The organism is Chromobacterium phragmitis (assembly GCF_003325475.1).
GTDB classification, from domain to species: domain Bacteria; phylum Pseudomonadota; class Gammaproteobacteria; order Burkholderiales; family Chromobacteriaceae; genus Chromobacterium; species Chromobacterium phragmitis.
Map to the genome: position 1 here is coordinate 2037134 of NZ_CP029495.1, position 20237 is coordinate 2057370.

Below are 20237 nucleotides of genomic sequence, written 5' to 3' on the forward strand. Positions count from 1 at the left end.
TCATTTGAGGAGAGGAAAATGAGCGGAATGGTATTCGAAGTGATGCAGGAAACGGCCAACTCGGCCGTCATCAAGGTGATCGGCGTGGGCGGCGGCGGCTGCAACGCCATCGACAACATGATCACCGGCAACGTGCACGGCGTGGAGTTCATCTGCGCCAACACCGACGCCCAGTCGCTGCAGCGCAATAGCGCGCCGCAGAAACTGCAGCTGGGCACCAACCTGACGCGCGGCTTGGGCGCCGGCGCCAATCCGGAAGTGGGCCGCAGCGCGGCGCTGGAAGATCGCGAACGCATCGCGGAAATCCTGCGCGGCGCCAATATGGTGTTCGTCACCGCCGGCATGGGCGGCGGTACGGGTACAGGGGCTGCGCCCGTTGTGGCCGAAGTGGCCAAGGAAATGGGCATTCTGACCGTAGGCGTGGTCACCCGTCCTTTCGAACACGAAGGCAAGCGCATGAAAGTGGCGCAGAACGGCATTGAGGATCTGAAGAAGCATGTCGATTCGCTGATCGTCATCCCCAACGAAAAGCTGATGGAAGTGCTGGGCGAGGACGTGACCATGCGCGAAGCCTTCCGCGCCGCCGACGACGTGCTGAAGGGCGCCGTGGCCGGCATCGCCGAGGTGATCACCTGCCCCGGCCTGATCAACGTCGACTTCGCCGACGTGCGCACCGTGATGGGCGAGATGGGCCTGGCGATGATGGGCTCCGCCTACGCTTCCGGCATCGACCGCGCCCGCGTGGCCGCGGAACAGGCCGTGGCCAGCCCGCTGCTGGACAACATCACGCTGGAAGGCGCGCGCGGCGTGCTGGTGAACATTTCCACCGCCCCGGGCTGCCTGAAAATGAGCGAGTACCGCGAGATCATGGGCATTATCCGCCAGTACGCGGACGAGGATGCGCAGATCAAGTTCGGCACCGCCGAAGTGGAAGACATGCCGGAAGACACCATCCGGGTGACCTTGATCGCCACCGGCCTGGGCCAGAAAAAGGCGGCGCGCCACGAGGATCGACCGGAATACATCAAGATCGTCAAAACCGGCACCGACGACCGCGCGGTGGACGTGATGAACTACGAGGACCTGGACGCGCCGGCCATCATGCGCACCGGACGCCGCCGCGCCAACCCGTCGCTGGACTTTTCCAATCCGGAAGTCAGCGAGAGCTACGACATCCCGGCCTTCCTGCGCAAGCAGGCGGACTGAGCGGAGGAATCGGATAGATAAACGCTATTCATGTCAGCGAATCAATCAATAAAGCATAGCCTGGCGCTATGTTAGAATCGGTTATTTCCGATTGATTGAGTAGCCTGAAATGATCTTGCAGCGCACGCTGAAGCAAGCGATCAGCGCCACGGGCGTCGGTCTGCATTCCGGCGAGCGGGTGAAACTCACTCTGCTGCCGGCGCCGCCCGATACCGGCATCGTCTTCCGCCGCACCGACTTGCCCGAGCCGGTCGACGTGAAGGCTATACCTTCGCTCGTCAACGACACGCGCCTCTCCTCCACGCTGGTGACGGACACCGGCGTGCGTGTCGGCACGATCGAACACCTGATGTCGGCGTTCGCCGGCTTCGGCATCGACAATCTGGTCGTCGAGGTGACGGCGGCGGAAATCCCCATCATGGATGGCTCCGCCGCGCCGTTTCTTTACCTGTTGCAGACGGCCGGAGTGGTCGACCAGCCCAAGAAAAAGCGTTTCATCCGCGTCAAGCAGACGGTCGTGGTGGAAGACCGCGGCGTGTGGGTCCGGCTGGACCCGCACGACGGCTTCAAGATCACGCTGTCGATCGAGTTCAACCATCCGGCGTTCAATCGCGCGCCGCAGACGGTGGAAGTGGACTTCGCCCAGCATTCCTATACCGACGAGATCAGCCGCGCCCGCACTTTCGGCTTCATGCACGAGGTGGAATACATGCGCAACCACGGCCTGGGCCGAGGCGGCAGCCTGGACAACGCCATCGTGATCGACGACGAATACGTTCTCAATCCGGAAGGCCTGCGCTTTCCGGACGAGTTCGTCCGTCACAAGATACTGGACGCGATCGGCGACCTCTATATCGTCGGCCATCCCTTGATCGCCGCGTTTTCCGGCCACAAGTCCGGCCACGCGATGAACAACAAGCTGCTGCGCAAGCTGCTGGATACGCCGGAGGCCTGGGAGTTCGTCAGCTTCGACGACCCGCTGGACGCGCCGTCCAGTTTCCATCAGCTGCCGCCGCAGGACTGAGGCGGTGTTCGGTTTCTGGCGGCTGTGGCTGTTGGCGACGATACTGGCGATAGGCGGGGCGCTGCTATGCTTCGCGCTCACTCACGATCGCCGCTACCTGCGCCGGGTGCTGGCCATTGTCCGTTGGAGCGGGGGCCTGCTGGTCATTGTTACCTGCTTCTGGCTGATTTTCCGCCTGCTGCGCTGAGCGCGGCGGGCGTTTTCATTTGAAGGGCACGCGATGACGCGACTCACCCATTTCGACGACGCCGGCCAGGCCCATATGGTGGACGTCGGCGCCAAGGAGGCGACCGCCCGCCGCGCGGTCGCCGAGGGTTTTATCCACATGTTGCCGGCTACCTACGCGTTGGTGAGGAGCGGTGGACACAAGAAGGGCGACGTGCTGGGCATCGCCCGCGTCGCCGCCATCATGGCCGCCAAGAAAACCTGGGATCTGATCCCGCTATGCCACCCGATCGCGCTGACGCGGCTGGCGGTGGATTTCACGCTGCAGGACAGCGAATCGGCGGTGCGGATAGAGGTGACGGCGGAATGCCAGGGGCAGACCGGCGTCGAGATGGAGGCGCTGACTGCAGTCAATATCGGCCTGCTGACCATCTACGACATGTGCAAGGCGGTGGATCGCGGCATGGAGATCACCGGTGTGCGGCTGCTGGAGAAGGACGGCGGCAAGAGCGGCGGCTGGCGGGCCGGGAGTTAGCCGGGATGGAGGAAACCGCCGTCGGGACATGGCCTTGATTGGACGGCGCCGCGGTAGTCCCGCGGCGCGTTGGCTTGTTATAGCAATAGCACCGCAGCCACGTAGGCGCCGATGGCGGCAATGCTGATGCAGGTGCCGCAGGCGATCAGACTGGCTGATCGCCCGCTCTTCATATAGTGGGTTTCCAGCACGATGATGTTGGCGGCCGGCGGCAGCAGGCACATCATATATAGAGCGGCCTGATTTTCCAGCACCAGTCGGATATCCAGGCTTCGGCATAGCATGATAAACAGACATACCAGCGCGGCAATAGCGGCGGCTCGTAGAATCGATATTTTCAGCGCTTGGCTGAAATCAGCCATTTTCAGGCGAGTGGCGGATAACCAGATGCCTAGAATGGACATTCCGAGAAAGCTCATCAGGAATTTTAGCACTTCATAAACAGGCCGGGCATGAGCTTCCAGTTGCGGCCCAAACGGAATGCATCCCACACCTACCAATAGCGCCCATACCGGCGGCGCTTTCAATGTTTCCAGCATTCGTGTTTTCAGATTGCTCCCTTGAGCCATCAATCCGACACCCACAGAATTTCCCAATAGCGAGCTGCCGACATAAGCGGCGATGAAAACCATGGCCGCGCCATCGCCAAATAAAGTGCTGGCGATTGGCATGCCTAGCCAACCAATGTTCAAGTAACTGAAGCACAGGTTATGCACCGGGTCGCGGGTTTTGATTCGACTGAGTAGCAGGAGGCTGATCATCATCACCATCATCCCCGCCATCACGGCGAATACGCCGGGCCGGTGGGTGGCGATGTTGTAGATGATCACTAGAGGAATCACCAACTTGGTCAGCAATGCGGAGGCGCGCCCCTTTATTTCAAACGACGTGCGGCCAAGGCCAAGGCCCATTAGCAGGTATAACAGTGGGGCAAATAAGGAAATCGACATGCTGGGCATCAAGTTAATGTTTCAAAAGGTGATATCCATCGAATGGTGAATACCTGTCGGTAGCGGGTCAGGGCTTGGACGAGATAAACCATTAGGATAAATGGAAGGCGAATATATCATAACAATGGCATTGTTGTGCAAGTGCTTGCGTAATGGCTACGGCTTGCCTATGCGCTGATTGCGCGCAATAGCTTGGGTGGTGGAGTAATGGCTTCCTTAGACTGAGGCCGCTGCCGTTATTGATTGAGCGGCATTTTATTCTAATAAATGAAATTATCCGCTATTAATATTCAATTAATTCCAAAAATTACAATATTCATAACGAATAATAATGGCAGCAAAAATTCCGATTGACATTATATGACTATGAAATAAAATTGGCGATCCTCACAAATCGTGATCATAAAATTGTTTGATATCGCAATAGTCGGCGTGGGTGCGACGGGTGTCAGCCTACTGAAACAAATTCAGGATGAAGCGTACTCTGCGGGACTTCACAAGGTGAGAGTCGCGCTGCTTTCTCCCCAAGCGGAATTTGCCCGTGGCAAGGCGTTTGGCGACGCAGCCTCCATCCACAAGGTGAATACCCCTCCCTGGATGTTGTCCATCTCGGATCAAGAGCCGACAGGATTCGCGCAGTGGATGGCGGGAAAAGGGCGGAACGGGGAGCTCTATCCAAACCGATTGACCTACTCCGATTTTCTCAATGAAACCTACCAGGATGTTGTTGAGTCGGGCTTGCTGGATATCTACGAAATCCATGAGCAGGTCGAGGATCTGCTGCCAGAGGGCGGCGGCTACCGGCTGATGTCGACGAGAGGAACACTGGCGATAGCCAAGCGCGTTGTCTTGTGCTTGGGATCTCTCCACGGTAGCCACTTCCCGAAGTTTCGGGCATTGCCTGGCTTCATTGATCACCACAGCCAATTCGAACAGGTTCCCGACGGCCGCGTGCTGATCGCCGGTTCGGGATTGACGGCGATTGATGCGCTGCGCTCGCTGCAAAGCAACCAGAATCGTGAAATTCATCTGTTCTCGCGCCATGGTTATGCGCCGACTTGCCTGACGGCTAGCAATCGCTATGAACCACGGCACTTGACTTGGAACAATCTGCTGCGCGGAGGAGAGGGCGGGGTTCGCCTTGATCACTTTATCGGGTTGCTCAAGCAGGAGAGGGACAGCTTGCGAGGTGGCGATGAGCGCGATCACGCGATGCGCATTCTGCGGCATGAAGGCGAGGCGGCCTACTTCGAATATTTGATGGCGCGCTCGGCGGAAGCGAATTTGCCTTATCAGGATATCTTGGTATCCACCCGGCCTTATATGCACAAGCTTTGGCAAGCCATGCCCGTGGAGGACCGCTTGTCTTTCCATCTCAATTTCGGCGCGGCCTGGGCTGCTTGGCGTCATCCGATTCCATATGAGGTGGTGGGAGAATTGGCCGCCGCGGCTGACGAAGGCAGGCTGCGCATCCACAAGGCCGCTTCGACGCCTGTATGGGAGAGGGGCGAGTTCGTCATGCGGACCGACGACGAAGAAATCATCCGCTCAACCGTGATGATTGATGGCACCGGCGGTTCTAATCGGCTGGATGGCATTGAGGCGCCTTTGGTGCGAAACCTGCTGGCCCGGGGCCTTGTCGAGGCCCATCCATGCGGCGGCATCGACATCCACCCCATGACTTTCGAATGCCGTTATGGCGGCAGGCCGACCCGCCGTCTTTACAACCTGGGACCGTTGAATAAAGGCAGTCTTTTTTCTACCAACGCTTTTTGGTTCAACGCACGCTGCGCTGGCCAGTGGGCGCGGCAATGGATAATCGACGTCGCTGCCGAGGATGCCGCCTGGATCTGATAGCGGTTTTGTCGCGGATTGCGGAAGTCAAGAGAGAAATAAACATGCAAGTTATTTTTGTGGGCACTAAAAACTTCGAGTTCTTTTCGCGCGAGCTGATTGAACGATTCGACAAGATCATTCTTGCCGCGCACTCGCAGGCACTGCCATCGTAGCTAGAGAGCGCATCCACGGTTTTGCGGGTGGACGAGGTATGCGATCCGCATTCGAAAACCCTGTGCTTGGATCTGGAACAGGCGATCGGGGTTCTGGCGCCCCTGGTGAGCGGGGATGCCGCCGTCAAAATATTTTGCAACCAAGAAGCGAATATGGAGGTGGCCGACCGCTTGCGCGAGCGCTTTGGCTTGCACGACCACCTTGCGGGAAAGGTGGAGCACTTTCGGGACAAGCTCGCCATGAAGCACATTATTCAAAGCGCTGGTTTAAGGGCTCCGGTATACGCCGAGCTCATGCCGGATGTCGGCGCGGAGGCGTATGCCGATCTGAGACAAGCATTACGAGGCAAATTCATCGTCAAGCCGCGCGCTTCAGTGGGAAGCAGGGGCGTTTACAAGATAGACAAACCCGCCGATTTCGAGCGATTCCTGTCGGAGGCGGCGGGTGATGATTGCGAGTATGAGGCGGAAGAGTTCATTGATGGGGATCTGTACGAGTTCGATCTGGCCATTCAGAACGGGGAACCGATCTACAGCGCAGTCAGCCGTTACAGCTGTCCAATGGCGGACTTGCAGGAAGGGCGCACTCTTGGCTCCATCATGGTGGGACGAAATGAGCCGCTGCATGCGCGCATCGTCGCTTTCGGCTTGCAGTGCGCGCGCGCGTTGGGCGCTGACAATGGCTGTTTTCATATGGAATTGTTCCACTCGGTGGCCGATGAGCTGGTATTCCTGGAAGTCGCGGCTCGTTCACCGGGGTTGATGACCGTGCCTGCCTACCACTCCTGGGAAGGGGTGAATCTGTATGACATAGAGCTGATGATCCAGTCCGGACAGGATGCGTCCCGCCTGGGCCAAGCCGCCGTCAGTCACCAAAGCCGACCCGCATTCTTTGTGGTGTTTCCCAAGGTGGGCGGCACGATCCGTGAACTGGGCAAGCCTGAACTGGATTGCGACATCGACATGGATTGGCGCGTTCATGTCGGACAAAGAGTCGAGGCCACGACCACCAATATCGATTTTGCCGGCAAGGCCTTTGTCCGGGCGGATAGCGAGGCGGAGGTCCGTCAAGCTTTCCAGCACTTGGTAGGCGAATTCATCCCGGTTTCCTACTTGTAAGCGACTCTTTGCGGGCGAGCATGGTTCGCCCGCTCTGTCATCAGGATGTTTGATGCCGCACGCCAGAATCAAAACTCCGCTTTTCCAGCCATTGCGCCATTCCCGCTTCCGGGACCTATGTCTGGCCAACTTCATCTCCAATATCGGCGCATGGATGCGGATATTCGCCACCGGCTGGTTGCTGGCCAAACAGTCCCAGGATCCCAGCGCCGCGGTGCTGGCCCAGACGGCCAATCAGGCGCCGATATTTCTGTTTGCGCTGTTTGGCGGCGTATTCGCAGATCGGATGGACCAGGACCGGTACCTGATGCTGGTGAATCTGCAGATGCTGGTTGCCGCGGCGTTATTGGCTGTGGCTGCACTGGGCGATGCGCCATCGGCGACCGTGATTATATCGTTGACTTTCGCTCTGGGAGCCGGGGCCGCTTTCAAAGTATCGGCTTGGCAGGCGTCAATGTCGTCATTGGTGCAGCCAGACGAAATTGAAGCCGCGGCCACGCTGAATGGGCTCAGCTACAATCTCGCGTCCATCATCGGTCCTATCCTGGGAGGCTGGCTGTTCAGTCTGACCGGTCCCGCCGCATTGTATCTGGCGAACGCGCTCTCTTTCGTCGGCTTGATCGTGTTGCATTGGCGCGTGCTTGGCGGAGACAAGAGCTCCGTTCCATCTGCTGGAGCAAGCCAGGGATCTTTTCTCGATTCCTTGGTCGATGGGGTGCGGCACAGCTTCGCTTCACCTGTTTTCCGTAGAATCCTCGGCCAAACGCTTTGTCTTTTCTTCGCGATTTCCATTTTCCAGTCCCTGCTGCCTATCTACGTCAAGAACATGCTTGTCGGCAGCGAGGCCGCTCTTGGCTGGTTGATGGCGGCTTTTGGCGCCGGCGCAGTCTCCTCAGCCTTTGCATTGCCGCAATTGCGCTATCTGCTGAAGCGTGCGCATCTACTGGGATTGGCCACGGCGGTTTATGGCGCGATGCTGTTGTATTTCGGTTGGGCCCCATGGCTATATTCGTTGCTGCCGGCGGCTTTCGTCGCTGGCTTTTCCTGGGCCGGGATGGTGTCCACGATGAACTCCCGAGCCCAGGCGGTATTTCCCCCAGCCATGCGCGCGCGCGCGCTGGCGGTCTACTCTTTGGTTTTCTCGGGCGCGTTAACGGTAGGCGGTCTCGCTTGGGGATGGATCGCCACGATATTTGGCATCGGCTTCGCCTTCAAGGCTGCGGGCATGGCCATGCTGGCGATTTCCGCGTACGGCTGGTTGCGACAGCCCGCGGCTAAGGAAGGCTTGCAGTCCGCGACCGCCGAGGCGGACAACTGAGTCCAGCCGGCTGGTTTTTTCCTAATGTTCTTCAATCTGATTTGTAGAGCCGAAATGCATCGACATCATCCGCTTCGCCCGCACCTGGCCGAACGTGTTTTGGAACGGCTGGGATTCAGCGCGCCCCCAGCCGTTGATCCAGAGGGGCTAGCTTTGGTTTACCGGCAATGGTGTCGCCATATCCCGTTCGACAACATCCTCAAGCGCATACAAACCGCATCTTCCAGCCATCGCCCGCTTCCGGGAGCCGAGCCTGATGATTTCTTCGAAACCTGGCTGCAGGTTGGCACGGGCGGGACTTGCTGGGCCGGGAACGGCGCGTTGTGTTCCTTGTTGCAGGCATTGGGCTTTCCGGCGGCCCTGGGCATTTCGATGATGGTGCCGTCGTCTTTGGCCGAGCCTGCTCCGGATATGCCCAAGCATGGCACGGTGGCGGTGGTTTTTGACTCGGCGCCGCCGTTGATCGTTGATCCGACCATGCTGCACGGCCAACCGATTCCGCTGGGCCTATCGAATCGGCCGGATCCTCTGTGGGGAGGGCATAATCGGCTGGTGGCGGGGCAATGGCATCTGGACTGGAAGCCTTTGAGCCGGCCCAGGGTGTATTGCCGTATCGAGCGTTTGGATGCCACTTCCGCTGATTTCGCTTATTGGCACGAGTACAGCCGTGACTTGAGCCGTTTCAATCAAGGCGTGATCATTCGCCTGGCGCGGCCGGACAGGATCGACGGCATTGTTAAAGGAAACCGTGTTTCGCGCGGCCTCAATGGCGTTGAGACGTCACGACCGCTGTCGAGGCAGGAGCTGCTGGGCAGCTTGGTGGAGGAGTTTGGCATCTCGGAGGCGCTAGCCGCGCAGTTGCCACCCGATGAATTGGATGCGGCGGTCTGACAGGTTGTGGGCGCTTAGGCATGCGCTACATGCCGGTTTGCAGCTTCAATTGCGGCATCAGCGGATAGTCTTCGGAGCGGCGACTGGGCGGGTGGACTTCATGCCAGCGGTCCCGGCGGTTCCATTCGTACAGGCCGCGGCCCAGTTGCAGGTGCAGGTAGACATGCTGGTAGCGCGAGCGTTCCAGCATGTCATGGGTCAGCTGGTTCAGCTCCGGAATCGAAATGAACAGCAGCAGGGTGGACGACATGGTGCCGTGTTCGACGGTGCCGGTCGCCAGCAGCAGGTGAAGCTGATGGCCGCTCGGCACGTGGTAGTCCTTGCCCACCTTGGCCTCGATGCGGCAGGCGACGTCCAGCGCGTTGGCGGGCCGGGTGAACATCCAGCCTATGCCGCCTGCCGCCTGCTGGGCCTGTTGTATTTCTTTCTTGCGGGCATTGCGCCGGGCATACTCGCCGGCCAGCACCTCGGTCACTTCTATGGCGAGAAAACGGCCGTCCGACAACGAGACGCCGACATCCGGCGCCGGACATTTCAGCGACTTCACGTCGAGAGGATCAATGCCTTTTTGCGCGAACAGCCGCCTGACCCATTCCCTTTCCCGGGTTTCCTGCAGAGTTTGCTGATCCATCGGCGCCTACGCGAATGCAAGACAGATGTTTCATCTTAGAACATCCGTCGCAGGCGTCAGCCACGGACTCAGCGGGCGCCGCGCAGCGCGGATATCGCCTGGGCGGCGTCGCGCGGCGCGCTGTTGGACGGGCACATCAGCGAGCGTTGCTCGCGCCTGAGCTTGTCGGCGCTGTTGATCGTCTGCCACTGCGGCCGCATGGCTTCGATCCAGCGGTGGTTGATGCTGTCGCCGAAGGCATAGGCCTTGTACTGGTTTTCCTTGCACAGAATGCCCTCGACGCTGAGGTTTTCCACGCCGCTGGGCGTCAGCACCCGGCTGACGAAGCGGACTACGCCGTCGCCGGCCACGCTGAAGGTTGTCGCGTCGACGAAGAAACGGTTCTGCTGCAGCCAATCAGGCTTGACCTCGACCCAGTCAGGGTTTTGCGGATAGTCGGGCAACGCGTAGTCCTGCTCGGCCCACGGCTTTTCTTCCTCGAAGTTGATGTTCTTGTTGATGCGGTCGTTGCCGGCCAGCGCCGGCAGGCCGAGGCTCAGCGCCAGCAGGGCCGGCAAGAGGGCGATGCGTTTCAATGGAATGCTCCGTCAGCGCGCCTGGCCGGCGCGCAGGTTGTAATGTCGGCGGCCGGTCTCGCGGCCGGCCAGCCCCCAGCTGCGCTCGGAAATGCCGATATCGCCGCGGGTGGACACGGTCAGCAGCATGGAGGCGCGGGTGCCGTAGTCGCGGCCCTGGATGAAGATCGGCGACAGCGTCTTCTCCAGCGCCAGGCCGATGCGGGTGTTGGGCAGATGGCCGGGTCCGGCCGGCGTCGGATCCGCCAGCGCGGCGTAGGCCTGGTCTTCAGTCGGCGGGCGGCCGAACTCGGACAGGTATTCCGCCAGCCGCTTGCTCTTGTGCCACGGGGTGTCCAGCGTGGCGTTGGACAAGGTGTGGATGCCTGGCGTCACGCGGGCGATCTGGCGGCCGGGGCTGTGAAAGAAGAACAGGTCGGACGTGCTGCCGAACAGCAGATTGAACGGCGCGTAGCGATGGCTTTCGGCGCGCAGCCAGTCGGCGAAGGCGAACGGGTCCTCGTCGCCGGCGACGAAGCGCTGCACCAGCTCGCCGCGCGAGCGCTCCGCCTTGGGCGGAAAGCCGTCGCGGAAATTGGTGACCGCGGCGAAGCGGTTGCGCCCGTCCACCATCAGCCAGCTGCCGCCCGATTGCAGGTCGCGGCCGCCCAGGGTATTCGGGTATTCCGGCCACCAGTCCAGAGGCTCTGCGGGGCGGGCGTAGTATTCGTCGCGGTTGGCCAGGAGGACCAGCTGGCCCATGCCCGGCGTTTTGTAAGCGAAAGCGATGATGCACATTTGCGGTGACCGATTTGGGTAAGGCTTGACGACTGGCGTAAACTATACGGCTGCGGCCCGCCCATGCGAGGCCGGCCGCCGCTCCACTCATTGTAACCCGATATGGCTGAAGGATACCGGCCCATGACTCCCGACAAGCATATTGATCTTTCCGGCCTGAACTGCCCGCTGCCGATACTACGCGCCAAGAAGGCGCTGGCCGATATGGAAAGCGGCGCGGTGCTGGAAGTGATCGCCACCGATCCGGGCGCGCCCAAGGATTTCGAAGCCTTCTGCCGCCAGACCGGCAACGGCCTGCTGGAATCGACCACCACCGGCGAAGGCAAGTTCCGGATGGTGCTCCGGCGCAAGTAGACATTCCTGGCGATGGTTTTCCATCGCCATTGTTTTATCCCTCGTTACGGCAAGCCATCCACCATGCAGACTCTCTCCCTGATCCGTCCCGACGACTGGCACTTGCACCTGCGCGACGACGCCGCGCTGGCCGCGGTGCTGCCCGACACCTGTCGCCAGATGGGCCGCGCCATCGTGATGCCCAATCTGAAGCCGCCGGTCACCACCGTGGCCGCCGCCGCCGCCTATCGCGAGCGTATTCTGGCCGCGAGGCCGGCCGGCAGCGCCTTCGAGCCGCTGATGACGCTATACCTGACCGACAAGACCAGCGCCGATGAAGTGCGCAAGGCCAAGGCCAGCGGCTTCGTCCACGGCGTCAAGTTGTATCCGGCCGGCGCCACCACCAATTCCGACCACGGCGTCACCGACATCGCCCTCGCGATGCCGGCGCTGGAGGCGATGGCCGAAATCGGCCTGCCGCTGCTGGTGCACGGCGAGGTCACCGGTGCCGATATCGACGTATTCGACCGCGAGGCGGTGTTCATCGAGCGGGTGATGAAGCCGTTGCTGGCCAGGCTGCCGAAGCTGAAGGTGGTGTTCGAGCACATCACCACCCGCGAGGCGGCAGAGTTCGTCGCCGCCGCGCCGGCCCATGTCGCCGCCACCATCACCGCCCACCATTTGTTGATGAACCGCAACGCGCTGTTCGTCGGCGGCATCCGTCCGCATCACTATTGCCTGCCGGTGCTCAAGCGCGAGCTGCACCGCCAGGCTTTGGTCAAGGCGGCGACATCCGGTTCGGCCAAGTTCTTCCTCGGCACCGACAGCGCGCCGCACGCCAGGGGCGCCAAGGAGTCGTCCTGCGGCTGCGCCGGCATGTACACCGCCAACGCGGCGATCGAACTCTATGCCGAGGCTTTCGAAGCCGCCGGTGCGCTGGACAAGCTGGAGGCCTTCGCCAGCCTGAACGGGCCCGCCTTTTACGGGCTGCCTGCCAATCCGGACCGCGTCACGCTTGTCAAGGAAAGCTGGATCGTGCCTGCCGAATTGCCGTATCCCGGCGACAGGCTGGTGCCGTTGCGCGCGGGAGACAGCGTGGCCTGGCGGCTGCAGGGCTAACGGCTGAGCGAGGCATCCGAGCCGCCCTTGAGGGCGGCTCTTTTTATTCCAGGCGGATGAATTGATCGAATAATTGGAAAATGCCAGATCAATCTATTAGCCAACTGTTATCTTGATGGTTTCAGAGGCTGGGTTTTGGTCTCGGCGCATGAATTTTACTTGGGCTAGGCAATAGCATTTTACATGCCTTGATGCCATAAGCGTAAAATGATATGCATCGGCAAGCCGTTGATTTGCATCGTCAGACTATTGTCAGACAAATTTTCCTTTTTGAGAAAAATGAATAGCATATTGTGCTCGTTGGGGCTTGATGGAATCAAAACCCTCTGCGCATAATCGTCGAACCCACTCTGGATACAATAGAGTGAAAAAATTCGAAAACCCGTTTAGCGCGGGATGCTACAGAATCAGGAGAGTAGAGATGTCGAACAAGCAATCGCTGCAGGTGATCGCCGCCGCCGTCGCATTGGCCATGGCTTCCGGGGCCGCGCTGGCCGCCAAGGTTCCTGCCGGCGTCAAGCTGGCCGCCAAGCAGGAGCTGATCCGCGGCAATGGCTCCGAGCCCGAGTCGCTGGACCCGATGGTGGTGGAAGGCGTGCCCGCCAACCTCATCACCCATGACCTGTTCGAGGGCCTGACCGCCACCGACAACGACGGCACGCTGCAGCCTGGCGTGGCGGAATCCTGGAAACAGACCGCGCCCACCACCTGGGTGTTCCACCTGCGCAAGAACGCCAAGTGGTCGGACGGCAGCAACGTCACCGCCGACGACTTCGTCTACGGCATCCGCCGACTGGTGGATCCGAAGCTGGCCGCGCCGTATGCCGGCACCTTCGGCATCTTCTTCGAGAACGGTCCCGACATCGTCGCCGGCAAGAAGCCGGCCTCCGCCATCGGCGTGAAGGCGCTGGACAAGTACACGCTGGAAGTGAAGACCGCCTTCCCGGTGTCCTACCTGCCGGAACTGATGTCCAACGCCCAGCTCGGCCCGGCGCCGAAGGCTGTGATCGACAAGTACGGCAAGGATTGGGTGAAGCCGGGCAAGATGGTTTCCAACGGCCCCTTCGTGCTGAAAGACTGGCAAGTCAACAGCAAGGTCGTCGTCGAGAAGAACCCGCAGTACTGGGATGCCAAGAACGTGCAGCTGACCAAGGTCACCTTCCTGCCGATCGAAGACCAGAACGCCGAGGTCAAGTTGTACCAGTCCGGCCAGATGGACATGACCTACCAACTGCCCCCGGGCGTGTTCCAGCAATTCAAGACCACCATGCCCAAGGACTTGAAGAACAACACCATCCTGGGCCTGCGCTATTACAGCCTGAACAACCGCGATCCGCTGATGAAGGACATCCGCGTGCGCAAGGCGCTGTCCATGGTGGTGGACCGCGATCTGCTGGCCAGCAAGATCACCGCCGACGGCCAGCAGCCGGCTTACAGCGTGATGGTCAAGGGCGTGCACGGCGCGCAGCCGTCCACCTACGACTGGGCGAAGTGGCCGATGGCCAAGCGCGTGGATGAGGCCAAGAAGCTGTTGGCCGAAGCCGGCGTCAAGCCGGGCACGACCGTCAAGCTGTCTTACAATACCAGCGACTACCACAAGAAAATGGCCATCTTCATGGCGTCCGAATGGAAGTCCAAGCTGGGACTGAACACGTCCATGGACAACACCGAGTTCAAGGTGTTCCTGAAGAAGCGCCATGATGGCGATTACCAGATCGCCCGCAACGGATGGCTGGCCGACTATAACGACGCCACCACCTTCCTGGCGCTGGTGCAGTGCGGCAACACCCAGAACGACAACTTCAACTGCAACAAGAAGGCGGAAGAGCTGATCAAGCAGGGCAACGAGTCCACCGATCCGGCCAAGCGCACTCAACTGCTGACCCAGGCCACCAAGGTCGTGATGGACGACTACCCGATGATCCCGGTGCTGCAGTACACGCTGCCTAGACTGGTGAAACCGTATGTCGGCGGCTACTCGCTGAAGAATACGGCTGACCGTTACCGCAGCAAGTACTTCTACATCGCGCAGCACTAAGCCGTTACGGGGGCGGATGCCCCCGCGCCGAGGCCGGCTGTCCCTTCCGGGGCCGCCGGCCGATGATTGTGGTGTCATCATCGCCAGCCCTCCCGGCTCCGCCGGGCGGCCGCCGGCCGCCGGCTGGGCGATGATCCGGAGTTTCTCGTATGTGGTCTTACACTTTACGCCGCGTGTTGGTAACCATTCCGACCGTATGGGCCGTGATCACGGTCTGCTACCTGCTATTGCACATGACCCCCGGCGGTCCGTTCGATGGCGAACGCAAAGTCTCCGCCGAGGTGCTGGCCAATCTGCAGGCGAAATATCACCTCGACCTGCCGCTGTGGAAGCAATATCTCTATTACCTGAACAGCCTGCTGCACGGCGATCTGGGCGCGTCGTTCCGCTACGCGGACTGGAGCGTCAACGACCTGGTGGCCAACGCGCTGCCGGTGTCGGCCGCCATCGGCGGCAGCGCCATCGTGATCTCGCTGTTCATCGGCGTGCTGCTCGGCACCATCGCCGCCCTGCGCCAGAACAGCCCCATCGATTATCTGGTGATGCTGGTGGGCAGCATGGGCAGCGCCTTCCCGTCGTTCATTATCGGCCCGGTTCTGGTGCTGGTGTTCGCGGTGACGCTGCGCTGGCTGCCGTCCGGCGGCTGGAATGATTTCGCCCTCTCTTACATGGTGTTGCCGGTCGCGCTGCTGACCTTCATCAACGTGGCGACGATAGGCCGCGTGATGCGCGGCAGCCTGATCGAGGTGATGAACAGCAACTTCATCCGCACCGCCCGCGCCAAGGGCTTGCCGATGCGTGTCATCGTGCTGCGCCATGCGCTGAAGCCGGCGCTGATGCCGGTGGTGACGCTGCTGGGGCCGCTGGCGATCTCGTCCATCACCTCCGCGGTGGTGACCGAGTCCATCTTCTCGCTGCCCGGCCTGGGCAAGCTGATCGTCAACGGCGCCTCCAACCGCGACTACACGCTGGTGCTGGGCCTGGTGGTGCTGGTGACCATCATCACCGTGGTGTTCAACCTCCTCGTCGACCTGGCTTACGCCATGCTCGACCCCAAGATCCGTTATTGAGGGGGGAGCCCGCAATGATGAAAAGCAAGCAAGCCGCGGCCGTCGCGGCATTGGAAAGCGGACTCGCCGAAGCGGCGACCGAGGGCCGCAGCCCGTGGCGCGACGCCCGCGTCCGCTTCTTCCGCAACAAGGCCGCCGTGGTCAGCCTGGTGATCCTGAGTCTGATCACGCTGTCCTGTATCTTCGGACCGATGTTTTTGTCCAATGGTTACGCCGATACCGACTGGGATGCGATCAGCCTGGCGCCCACGTTCCAAAACATGCACTTATTCGGCACCGACGATCTGGGCCGCGACCTCCTGGTGCGCACCCTGATCGGCGGCCGCATCTCGCTGATGGTGGGCGCGCTGGCCACGCTGGCCGCGGTGATCATCGGCGTGCTGTGGGGCGCCACCGCCGGTTTCCTCGGCGGCAAGATCGACAACCTGATGATGCGGATCGTGGACATGATGTACGCGGTGCCCTACCTGCTGATCGCCATCCTGATGGTGACGCTGCTGGGCCGCGAGTTCTACCTGGTGGTGCTGACCATCACCATCCTCGGATGGATGGACATGGCGCGCGTGGTGCGCGGCCAGACGCTGGCGATCAAATCCAAGGAGTACATCGAGGCCGCCCACGCCATCGGCGTGTCCACTCCCGTCATCATCTTCCGCCACATCGTGCCCAACCTGTTGGGCATCGTGGTGATCTATACCACGGTGACGGTGCCGGGCGTGATCCTGACCGAGTCGGTGCTGTCCTTCCTCGGCTTGGGCGTGCAGGAGCCGATGACCAGCTGGGGCGTGTTGATCGGCGACGGCACCAAGGTGATGGAAACCCATCCCTGGATGCTGCTGTTCCCCGCCGGCATGTTGTCGTTGACGCTGTATTGCGCCAACTACATCGGCGACGGCCTGCGCGACGCGCTGGACCCGAAAGACCGCTGACCCCAGGATAGACGAGGCAAGCCATGAGCATTTTGAAAGTCAACAACCTCGGGGTTCAGTTCCAGACCAACGACGGCGTGGTCAACGCCGTCAACGGCGTGAGCTTCGAGCTGAACAAGGGCCAGACCCTGGGCATCGTCGGCGAGTCCGGCTCCGGCAAGAGCCAGACCATGCTGGCGATGATGGGCCTGTTGGCCAAGAACGGCCAGGCCAGCGGCGAAGCGCTGTTCCACGGCCAGAACCTGCTGACGCTGCCGACCCGCGATCTCAACCGCATCCGCGGCGACCGCGTGTCGATGATCTTCCAGGACCCGATGACCTCGCTGAACCCCTACCTGACGGTGGAGCGGCAGATGACCGAGGTGCTGGAGCTGCACAAGGGCATGAGCCGCCGCGACGCGAAAAAGCGCGCAATCGAGCTGTTGGACGCGGTGCGCATTCCAGAAGCCGCGCGGCGGGTGAATATGTACCCGCATGAATTTTCCGGCGGCATGCGCCAGCGGGTGATGATCGCGATGGCGCTGCTGTGCGAGCCGGAGCTGCTGATCGCCGACGAGCCGACCACCGCGCTGGACGTGACGGTGCAGGCGCAGATCCTGTCGCTGCTGAAGGACCTGCAGCGCGATTTCGGCACCGCCATCATCATGATCACCCATGACTTGGGCGTGGTGGCCGGGCTGTGCGAAAACGTGCTGGTGATGTATGGCGGCCGGGCGATGGAGTACGGCCGCGCCGACGACATTTTCTACCATCCGAGCCACCCTTACACCATAGGCCTGCTGGGCGCGCTGCCGCGGCTGGATCACGACGATTCGGCGCTGGTCAGCATTCCGGGCAATCCGCCGAACATGGCCAGCATGCCCAAGGGCTGTCCGTTCAGCGAACGCTGCGCGCACGCTGTCGCGCGTTGCGCCGGCGAACTGCCGCCGCTGGCGGCCAATCCGCTCAACCCGCAGATTCTGCGCGCCTGTCACAAGCCGGCGGAGGAACTGGTGCAAGCCGCCGAGGAGGTGACCCATGTCTGACAACAAGCAAGCGCTGCTCTCGGTGCGCAACGTCAAGGTGCACTTCCGGGTCAAGAGCGGCGACGCCTGGCCGTGGAGCCCGAAGAAAACGCTGAAGGCGGTGGACGGCGTCAGCTTCGACCTCTATCCCGGTGAGACGCTGGGCGTGGTGGGCGAATCCGGCTGCGGCAAGTCCACCCTCAGCCGAGCCATCCTGAACCTGATTCCGGCCACCGACGGCGAGATCGTGTGGATGGGCCAGGACCTGCGCAAGGGCAGCCCGAAAGACTGGTTGAATGTGCGCAAGGACATTCAGATGATCTTCCAGGACCCGCTGGCGTCGCTGAACCCGCGGATGACCATCGCCCAGATCATCGGCGAGCCGCTGCGGGTGCATAAGCCGGAGCTGTCCGCCGACGAAGTACTCAAGCGCGTCAAGGCGATGATGAAGAAGGTGGGCCTCAGGGAGCAGATGATCAACCGCTACCCGCACGAGTTCTCCGGCGGCCAGTGCCAGCGCATCGGCATCGCCCGCGCGCTGATCCTGGAGCCCAAGCTGATCATCTGCGACGAGCCGGTGTCGGCGCTCGACGTGTCGATCCAGGCGCAGATCATCAATCTGCTGAAGGAACTGCAGCGCGAGATGGGCCTGGCGCTGATCTTCATCGCCCACGACCTGGCCGTGGTCAAGCACATCTCCGACCGCATCCTGGTGATGTACCTGGGCCGAGAGATGGAGCTGGCGCGGAAGCACGCGCTGTACGACGTGCCCTCGCATCCGTACACCCGCGCGCTGCTGTCGGCGATACCGGTGCCGGATCCGAAGCTGGAGCGGAACAAGACCATTCAGATTCTGCAGGGCGACTTGCCCAGCCCGATCAACCCGCCGTCCGGCTGCGTGTTCCGCACCCGCTGTCCGCAAGCGGAGGCGCGTTGCGCGCAGGAGGTGCCCAAGCTGCGCCGCCTGAGCGAGGAGACTCAGGCCTCCTGCCTGTTGGCTTGACGTTAGCAGCGTCCATCAGTGCGAGCGCCGCCGGCTTAGCCAGGCGGCGCTTTTTTTCCATGGCTGTTATGCTGAAGTGTCACCTTGCTGAAAAGGAGTTCGATCATGGGTAGCCATCTTGTCTCTGCGCTGGGCTGCGCGTTTCAGACCCGGCAATGGCAGGAGCAGAGCCTGTTGCAGGCGGAGGGCGCGGGCGAGCTCAAGCGCGCCAGCATCGTCAACGAGTTGAGCGGGCCGTTGCAGGGAGAGGGCAGGCTGGAGTACCAGCTCTTGTATCCCACGGATCCGGATGGGGAGGTGATCTTCACCGGCTTCGAGCGAGTGACTGGCGACTGGGACGGCTTGAGCGGCAGCTTCGTGCTGCGCCATGACGGCGTGTACTCGTCCCGCAGCGGCGCGCGGGCCACGTTGCAGGTGCTGGAGGGCAGCGGCAGCGGAGGGTTCGCCGGCATCAGCGGCGAAGGGCGCCTGTTCGCCAAGGCTGGCGAGCGCAACGGCGAATACACCTTGATGCTGAAGCGGGGCTGAGTCGGCCAACTGTTGGGAAACCAACAGCGGAACGCGCCGTTTCGCTTCCTTTCCCGGCGAGCCGCCTGTTTTGTTTTGAATTTTCCCGCGCCAATAGTTAATCTTCGGACCTTACTGATAAAAACATGGCGTCGTCAGCGCGCCAGGGACAAGGGGCCGCGGCTTGGCCGCGGCAGTATCGAAGAGTCGACGGAAACACCGCCTCCGGCGCAAGCCGCGGGCGGTTTTCCACATGGATCGGGAATGTGGGATGCATTACGCGCAACAAGAATATTCGGTGCGATTGCAGTGGGGTTTGCCGGCGGTTCAGCACCTGAGCGGGCGGGCGGCCCATTGCGTGATCGTTGACGTGCTGTCGTTCAGCACCAGCGTCGACATCGCTTGCGGCAACGGCGCCGAGGTGTTGCCCTATCGTTTCAAGGCCGCGGGCGCTGTGGACTTCGCTTGCGAGAACAAGGCGATGCTGGCGGCGGAGCGCAGCCATAGCCAGCCATCGCTGTCGCCGGGCTCGCTGTGCGATCTGAAGGCGGGCAGCCGCCTGGTGCTGCCGTCGCAGAACGGCGCCGCGCTGAGCCTGGCCAGCGAGTCCGCGAGCACCCTGGCGGGCTGTCTGCGCAATGCCGCAGCGGTGGCGGACTACATCGAACAGGCGGGCGGCGATGTGCTGTTGGTCGCCGCCGGCGAGCTTGGACCGGACGGACGCCTGCGTTTCGCCTATGAAGATTTCATCGGCGCCGGCGCCATCATCCAGCGGCTGCGGGTCAGCAAGTCGCCGGAGGCCTTGGCCGCCGAGGCGGCGTTCGAATTGGCGCGGCCAGACCTGGAGCGCCATTTGCAGGGCGCGGCCTCCGGAGCGGAGCTGGTGGCCAGGGGCTTCCCTGACGATGTGACGCTGGCGGCGCAGTTGAACATCAGCGCCTGCGCGCCGGTGCTGCTGGACGGCGCCTACCGCGCCGGCCGCGAACTGGCCGCCGCCTGAGCGGTCGTACCGTCTTCATACTTTGGAGAGTCCC

At 61.6% G+C, this 20237-nt stretch carries 21 protein-coding genes; 17 read left to right on the forward strand and 4 right to left on the reverse strand.

Annotation, left to right across the window (positions count from 1 at the left end; all coding sequences use genetic code 11):
• Positions 1 to 18 precede the first annotated feature (18 nt).
• The 4 genes from ftsZ to moaC all read left to right on the forward strand — a co-directional run bounded on the left by ftsZ (position 19) and on the right by moaC (position 2930).
• A complete protein-coding gene (ftsZ, locus tag DK842_RS09605) occupies positions 19 to 1206 on the forward strand; it encodes a cell division protein FtsZ (RefSeq protein ID WP_114061269.1) in 1188 nt (395 codons plus the stop codon).
• A gap of 112 nt (positions 1207 to 1318) precedes the next feature.
• A complete protein-coding gene (gene lpxC, locus DK842_RS09610) occupies positions 1319 to 2230 on the forward strand; it encodes a UDP-3-O-acyl-N-acetylglucosamine deacetylase (protein ID WP_168191971.1) in 912 nt (303 codons plus the stop codon).
• 4 nt (positions 2231 to 2234) lie between these two features.
• The gene (locus tag DK842_RS09615) at positions 2235 to 2417 is read left to right on the forward strand and encodes a hypothetical protein (RefSeq protein ID WP_114061271.1); all 183 of its coding nucleotides are present in this window, start codon (positions 2235 to 2237) and stop codon (positions 2415 to 2417) included.
• Positions 2418 to 2450: 33 nt separating this feature from the next.
• Positions 2451 to 2930, forward strand: a complete 480-nt coding sequence (moaC, locus tag DK842_RS09620; protein WP_114061272.1) for a cyclic pyranopterin monophosphate synthase MoaC — start codon at positions 2451 to 2453, stop codon at positions 2928 to 2930.
• Positions 2931 to 3007: 77 nt separating this feature from the next.
• Here moaC and DK842_RS09625 read toward each other — a convergent pair whose 3' ends face one another.
• Positions 3008 to 3880: an AEC family transporter gene (locus DK842_RS09625; protein ID WP_114063692.1), complete on the reverse strand. Its 873-nt coding sequence runs from the start codon at positions 3878 to 3880 to the stop codon at positions 3008 to 3010.
• Positions 3881 to 4288: 408 nt separating this feature from the next.
• Between DK842_RS09625 and DK842_RS09630 the strand changes: the two genes are divergently transcribed.
• The 4 genes from DK842_RS09630 (at position 4289) to DK842_RS09645 (ending at position 9217) form a co-directional block, all read left to right on the forward strand.
• Positions 4289 to 5734 carry an FAD/NAD(P)-binding protein gene (locus DK842_RS09630; RefSeq protein ID WP_168194860.1) on the forward strand — a complete coding sequence of 482 codons (1446 nt, stop codon included), beginning with the start codon at positions 4289 to 4291 and terminating at the stop codon, positions 5732 to 5734.
• 221 nt (positions 5735 to 5955) lie between these two features.
• On the forward strand, positions 5956 to 7008 hold the full coding sequence (locus DK842_RS09635) for an ATP-grasp domain-containing protein (RefSeq protein WP_145964007.1): 1053 nt from the start codon (positions 5956 to 5958) through the stop codon (positions 7006 to 7008).
• A gap of 52 nt (positions 7009 to 7060) precedes the next feature.
• Positions 7061 to 8326, forward strand: coding sequence for an MFS transporter (locus DK842_RS09640; protein WP_114061275.1), 1266 nt, complete (start codon positions 7061 to 7063; stop codon positions 8324 to 8326).
• Positions 8327 to 8350: 24 nt separating this feature from the next.
• The gene (locus tag DK842_RS09645) at positions 8351 to 9217 is read left to right on the forward strand and encodes an arylamine N-acetyltransferase family protein (protein WP_145964008.1); all 867 of its coding nucleotides are present in this window, start codon (positions 8351 to 8353) and stop codon (positions 9215 to 9217) included.
• Between the two features lie 25 nt (positions 9218 to 9242).
• On the opposite strand, the gene DK842_RS09650 is transcribed toward DK842_RS09645, so the two are convergent.
• The 3 genes from DK842_RS09650 to DK842_RS09660 all read right to left on the reverse strand — a co-directional run bounded on the left by DK842_RS09650 (position 9243) and on the right by DK842_RS09660 (position 11200).
• Complete coding sequence (locus tag DK842_RS09650; protein WP_114061277.1) at positions 9243 to 9848, reverse strand: hypothetical protein; 606 nt, start codon at positions 9846 to 9848, stop codon at positions 9243 to 9245.
• Positions 9849 to 9916: 68 nt separating this feature from the next.
• Positions 9917 to 10423 (reverse strand): CNP1-like family protein, encoded by a 507-nt coding sequence (locus DK842_RS09655; RefSeq protein ID WP_168194861.1) that lies wholly within the window; start codon positions 10421 to 10423, stop codon positions 9917 to 9919.
• Between the two features lie 12 nt (positions 10424 to 10435).
• Positions 10436 to 11200 (reverse strand): NRDE family protein, encoded by a 765-nt coding sequence (locus DK842_RS09660; RefSeq protein WP_114061279.1) that lies wholly within the window; start codon positions 11198 to 11200, stop codon positions 10436 to 10438.
• A 123-nt stretch (positions 11201 to 11323) separates the two neighbouring features.
• Between DK842_RS09660 and DK842_RS09665 the strand changes: the two genes are divergently transcribed.
• From DK842_RS09665 to DK842_RS09705, 9 genes are all read left to right on the forward strand, one after another.
• The gene (locus DK842_RS09665; RefSeq protein WP_114061280.1) at positions 11324 to 11554 is read left to right on the forward strand and encodes a sulfurtransferase TusA family protein; all 231 of its coding nucleotides are present in this window, start codon (positions 11324 to 11326) and stop codon (positions 11552 to 11554) included.
• 63 nt (positions 11555 to 11617) lie between these two features.
• A complete protein-coding gene (pyrC, locus tag DK842_RS09670; RefSeq protein WP_114061281.1) occupies positions 11618 to 12652 on the forward strand; it encodes a dihydroorotase in 1035 nt (344 codons plus the stop codon).
• 421 nt (positions 12653 to 13073) lie between these two features.
• Positions 13074 to 14690 (forward strand): peptide ABC transporter substrate-binding protein, encoded by a 1617-nt coding sequence (locus DK842_RS09675; protein WP_114061282.1) that lies wholly within the window; start codon positions 13074 to 13076, stop codon positions 14688 to 14690.
• Between the two features lie 149 nt (positions 14691 to 14839).
• On the forward strand, positions 14840 to 15760 hold the full coding sequence (gene oppB, locus DK842_RS09680) for an oligopeptide ABC transporter permease OppB (RefSeq protein WP_114061283.1): 921 nt from the start codon (positions 14840 to 14842) through the stop codon (positions 15758 to 15760).
• A gap of 14 nt (positions 15761 to 15774) precedes the next feature.
• Positions 15775 to 16689, forward strand: coding sequence for an ABC transporter permease subunit (locus tag DK842_RS09685; protein ID WP_114061284.1), 915 nt, complete (start codon positions 15775 to 15777; stop codon positions 16687 to 16689).
• Between the two features lie 23 nt (positions 16690 to 16712).
• Positions 16713 to 17714, forward strand: a complete 1002-nt coding sequence (locus tag DK842_RS09690; RefSeq protein ID WP_114061285.1) for an oligopeptide/dipeptide ABC transporter ATP-binding protein — start codon at positions 16713 to 16715, stop codon at positions 17712 to 17714.
• Positions 17707 to 18696: a murein tripeptide/oligopeptide ABC transporter ATP binding protein OppF gene (gene oppF, locus DK842_RS09695; protein WP_114061286.1), complete on the forward strand. Its 990-nt coding sequence runs from the start codon at positions 17707 to 17709 to the stop codon at positions 18694 to 18696. The genes DK842_RS09690 and oppF overlap by 8 nt, the downstream gene beginning before the upstream one ends.
• Positions 18697 to 18801: 105 nt before the next feature.
• The gene (locus tag DK842_RS09700) at positions 18802 to 19224 is read left to right on the forward strand and encodes a DUF3224 domain-containing protein (protein WP_114061287.1); all 423 of its coding nucleotides are present in this window, start codon (positions 18802 to 18804) and stop codon (positions 19222 to 19224) included.
• Positions 19225 to 19474: 250 nt separating this feature from the next.
• Positions 19475 to 20203, forward strand: coding sequence for a 2-phosphosulfolactate phosphatase (locus DK842_RS09705; protein WP_114061288.1), 729 nt, complete (start codon positions 19475 to 19477; stop codon positions 20201 to 20203).
• Positions 20204 to 20237: the final 34 nt, after the last annotated feature.

Excerpts from the sequence above, each read along its gene's own strand:
- ftsZ (WP_114061269.1), top strand. The coding sequence starts at position 19 with ATGAGCGGAATGGTATTCGAAGTGATGCAGGAAACGGCCAACTCGGCC.
- moaC (WP_114061272.1), top strand. The coding sequence starts at position 2,451 with ATGACGCGACTCACCCATTTCGACGACGCCGGCCAGGCCCATATGGTG.
- DK842_RS09625 (WP_114063692.1), bottom strand. The coding sequence starts at position 3,880 with ATGTCGATTTCCTTATTTGCCCCACTGTTATACCTGCTAATGGGCCTT.
- DK842_RS09640 (WP_114061275.1), top strand. The coding sequence starts at position 7,061 with ATGCCGCACGCCAGAATCAAAACTCCGCTTTTCCAGCCATTGCGCCAT.
- DK842_RS09645 (WP_145964008.1), top strand. The coding sequence starts at position 8,351 with ATGTTCTTCAATCTGATTTGTAGAGCCGAAATGCATCGACATCATCCG.
- DK842_RS09650 (WP_114061277.1), bottom strand. The coding sequence starts at position 9,848 with ATGGATCAGCAAACTCTGCAGGAAACCCGGGAAAGGGAATGGGTCAGG.
- DK842_RS09660 (WP_114061279.1), bottom strand. The coding sequence starts at position 11,200 with ATGTGCATCATCGCTTTCGCTTACAAAACGCCGGGCATGGGCCAGCTG.
- DK842_RS09665 (WP_114061280.1), top strand. The coding sequence starts at position 11,324 with ATGACTCCCGACAAGCATATTGATCTTTCCGGCCTGAACTGCCCGCTG.
- pyrC (WP_114061281.1), top strand. The coding sequence starts at position 11,618 with ATGCAGACTCTCTCCCTGATCCGTCCCGACGACTGGCACTTGCACCTG.
- DK842_RS09675 (WP_114061282.1), top strand. The coding sequence starts at position 13,074 with ATGTCGAACAAGCAATCGCTGCAGGTGATCGCCGCCGCCGTCGCATTG.
- oppB (WP_114061283.1), top strand. The coding sequence starts at position 14,840 with ATGTGGTCTTACACTTTACGCCGCGTGTTGGTAACCATTCCGACCGTA.
- DK842_RS09685 (WP_114061284.1), top strand. The coding sequence starts at position 15,775 with ATGATGAAAAGCAAGCAAGCCGCGGCCGTCGCGGCATTGGAAAGCGGA.
- DK842_RS09690 (WP_114061285.1), top strand. The coding sequence starts at position 16,713 with ATGAGCATTTTGAAAGTCAACAACCTCGGGGTTCAGTTCCAGACCAAC.
- oppF (WP_114061286.1), top strand. The coding sequence starts at position 17,707 with ATGTCTGACAACAAGCAAGCGCTGCTCTCGGTGCGCAACGTCAAGGTG.
- DK842_RS09700 (WP_114061287.1), top strand. The coding sequence starts at position 18,802 with ATGGGTAGCCATCTTGTCTCTGCGCTGGGCTGCGCGTTTCAGACCCGG.
- DK842_RS09705 (WP_114061288.1), top strand. The coding sequence starts at position 19,475 with ATGCATTACGCGCAACAAGAATATTCGGTGCGATTGCAGTGGGGTTTG.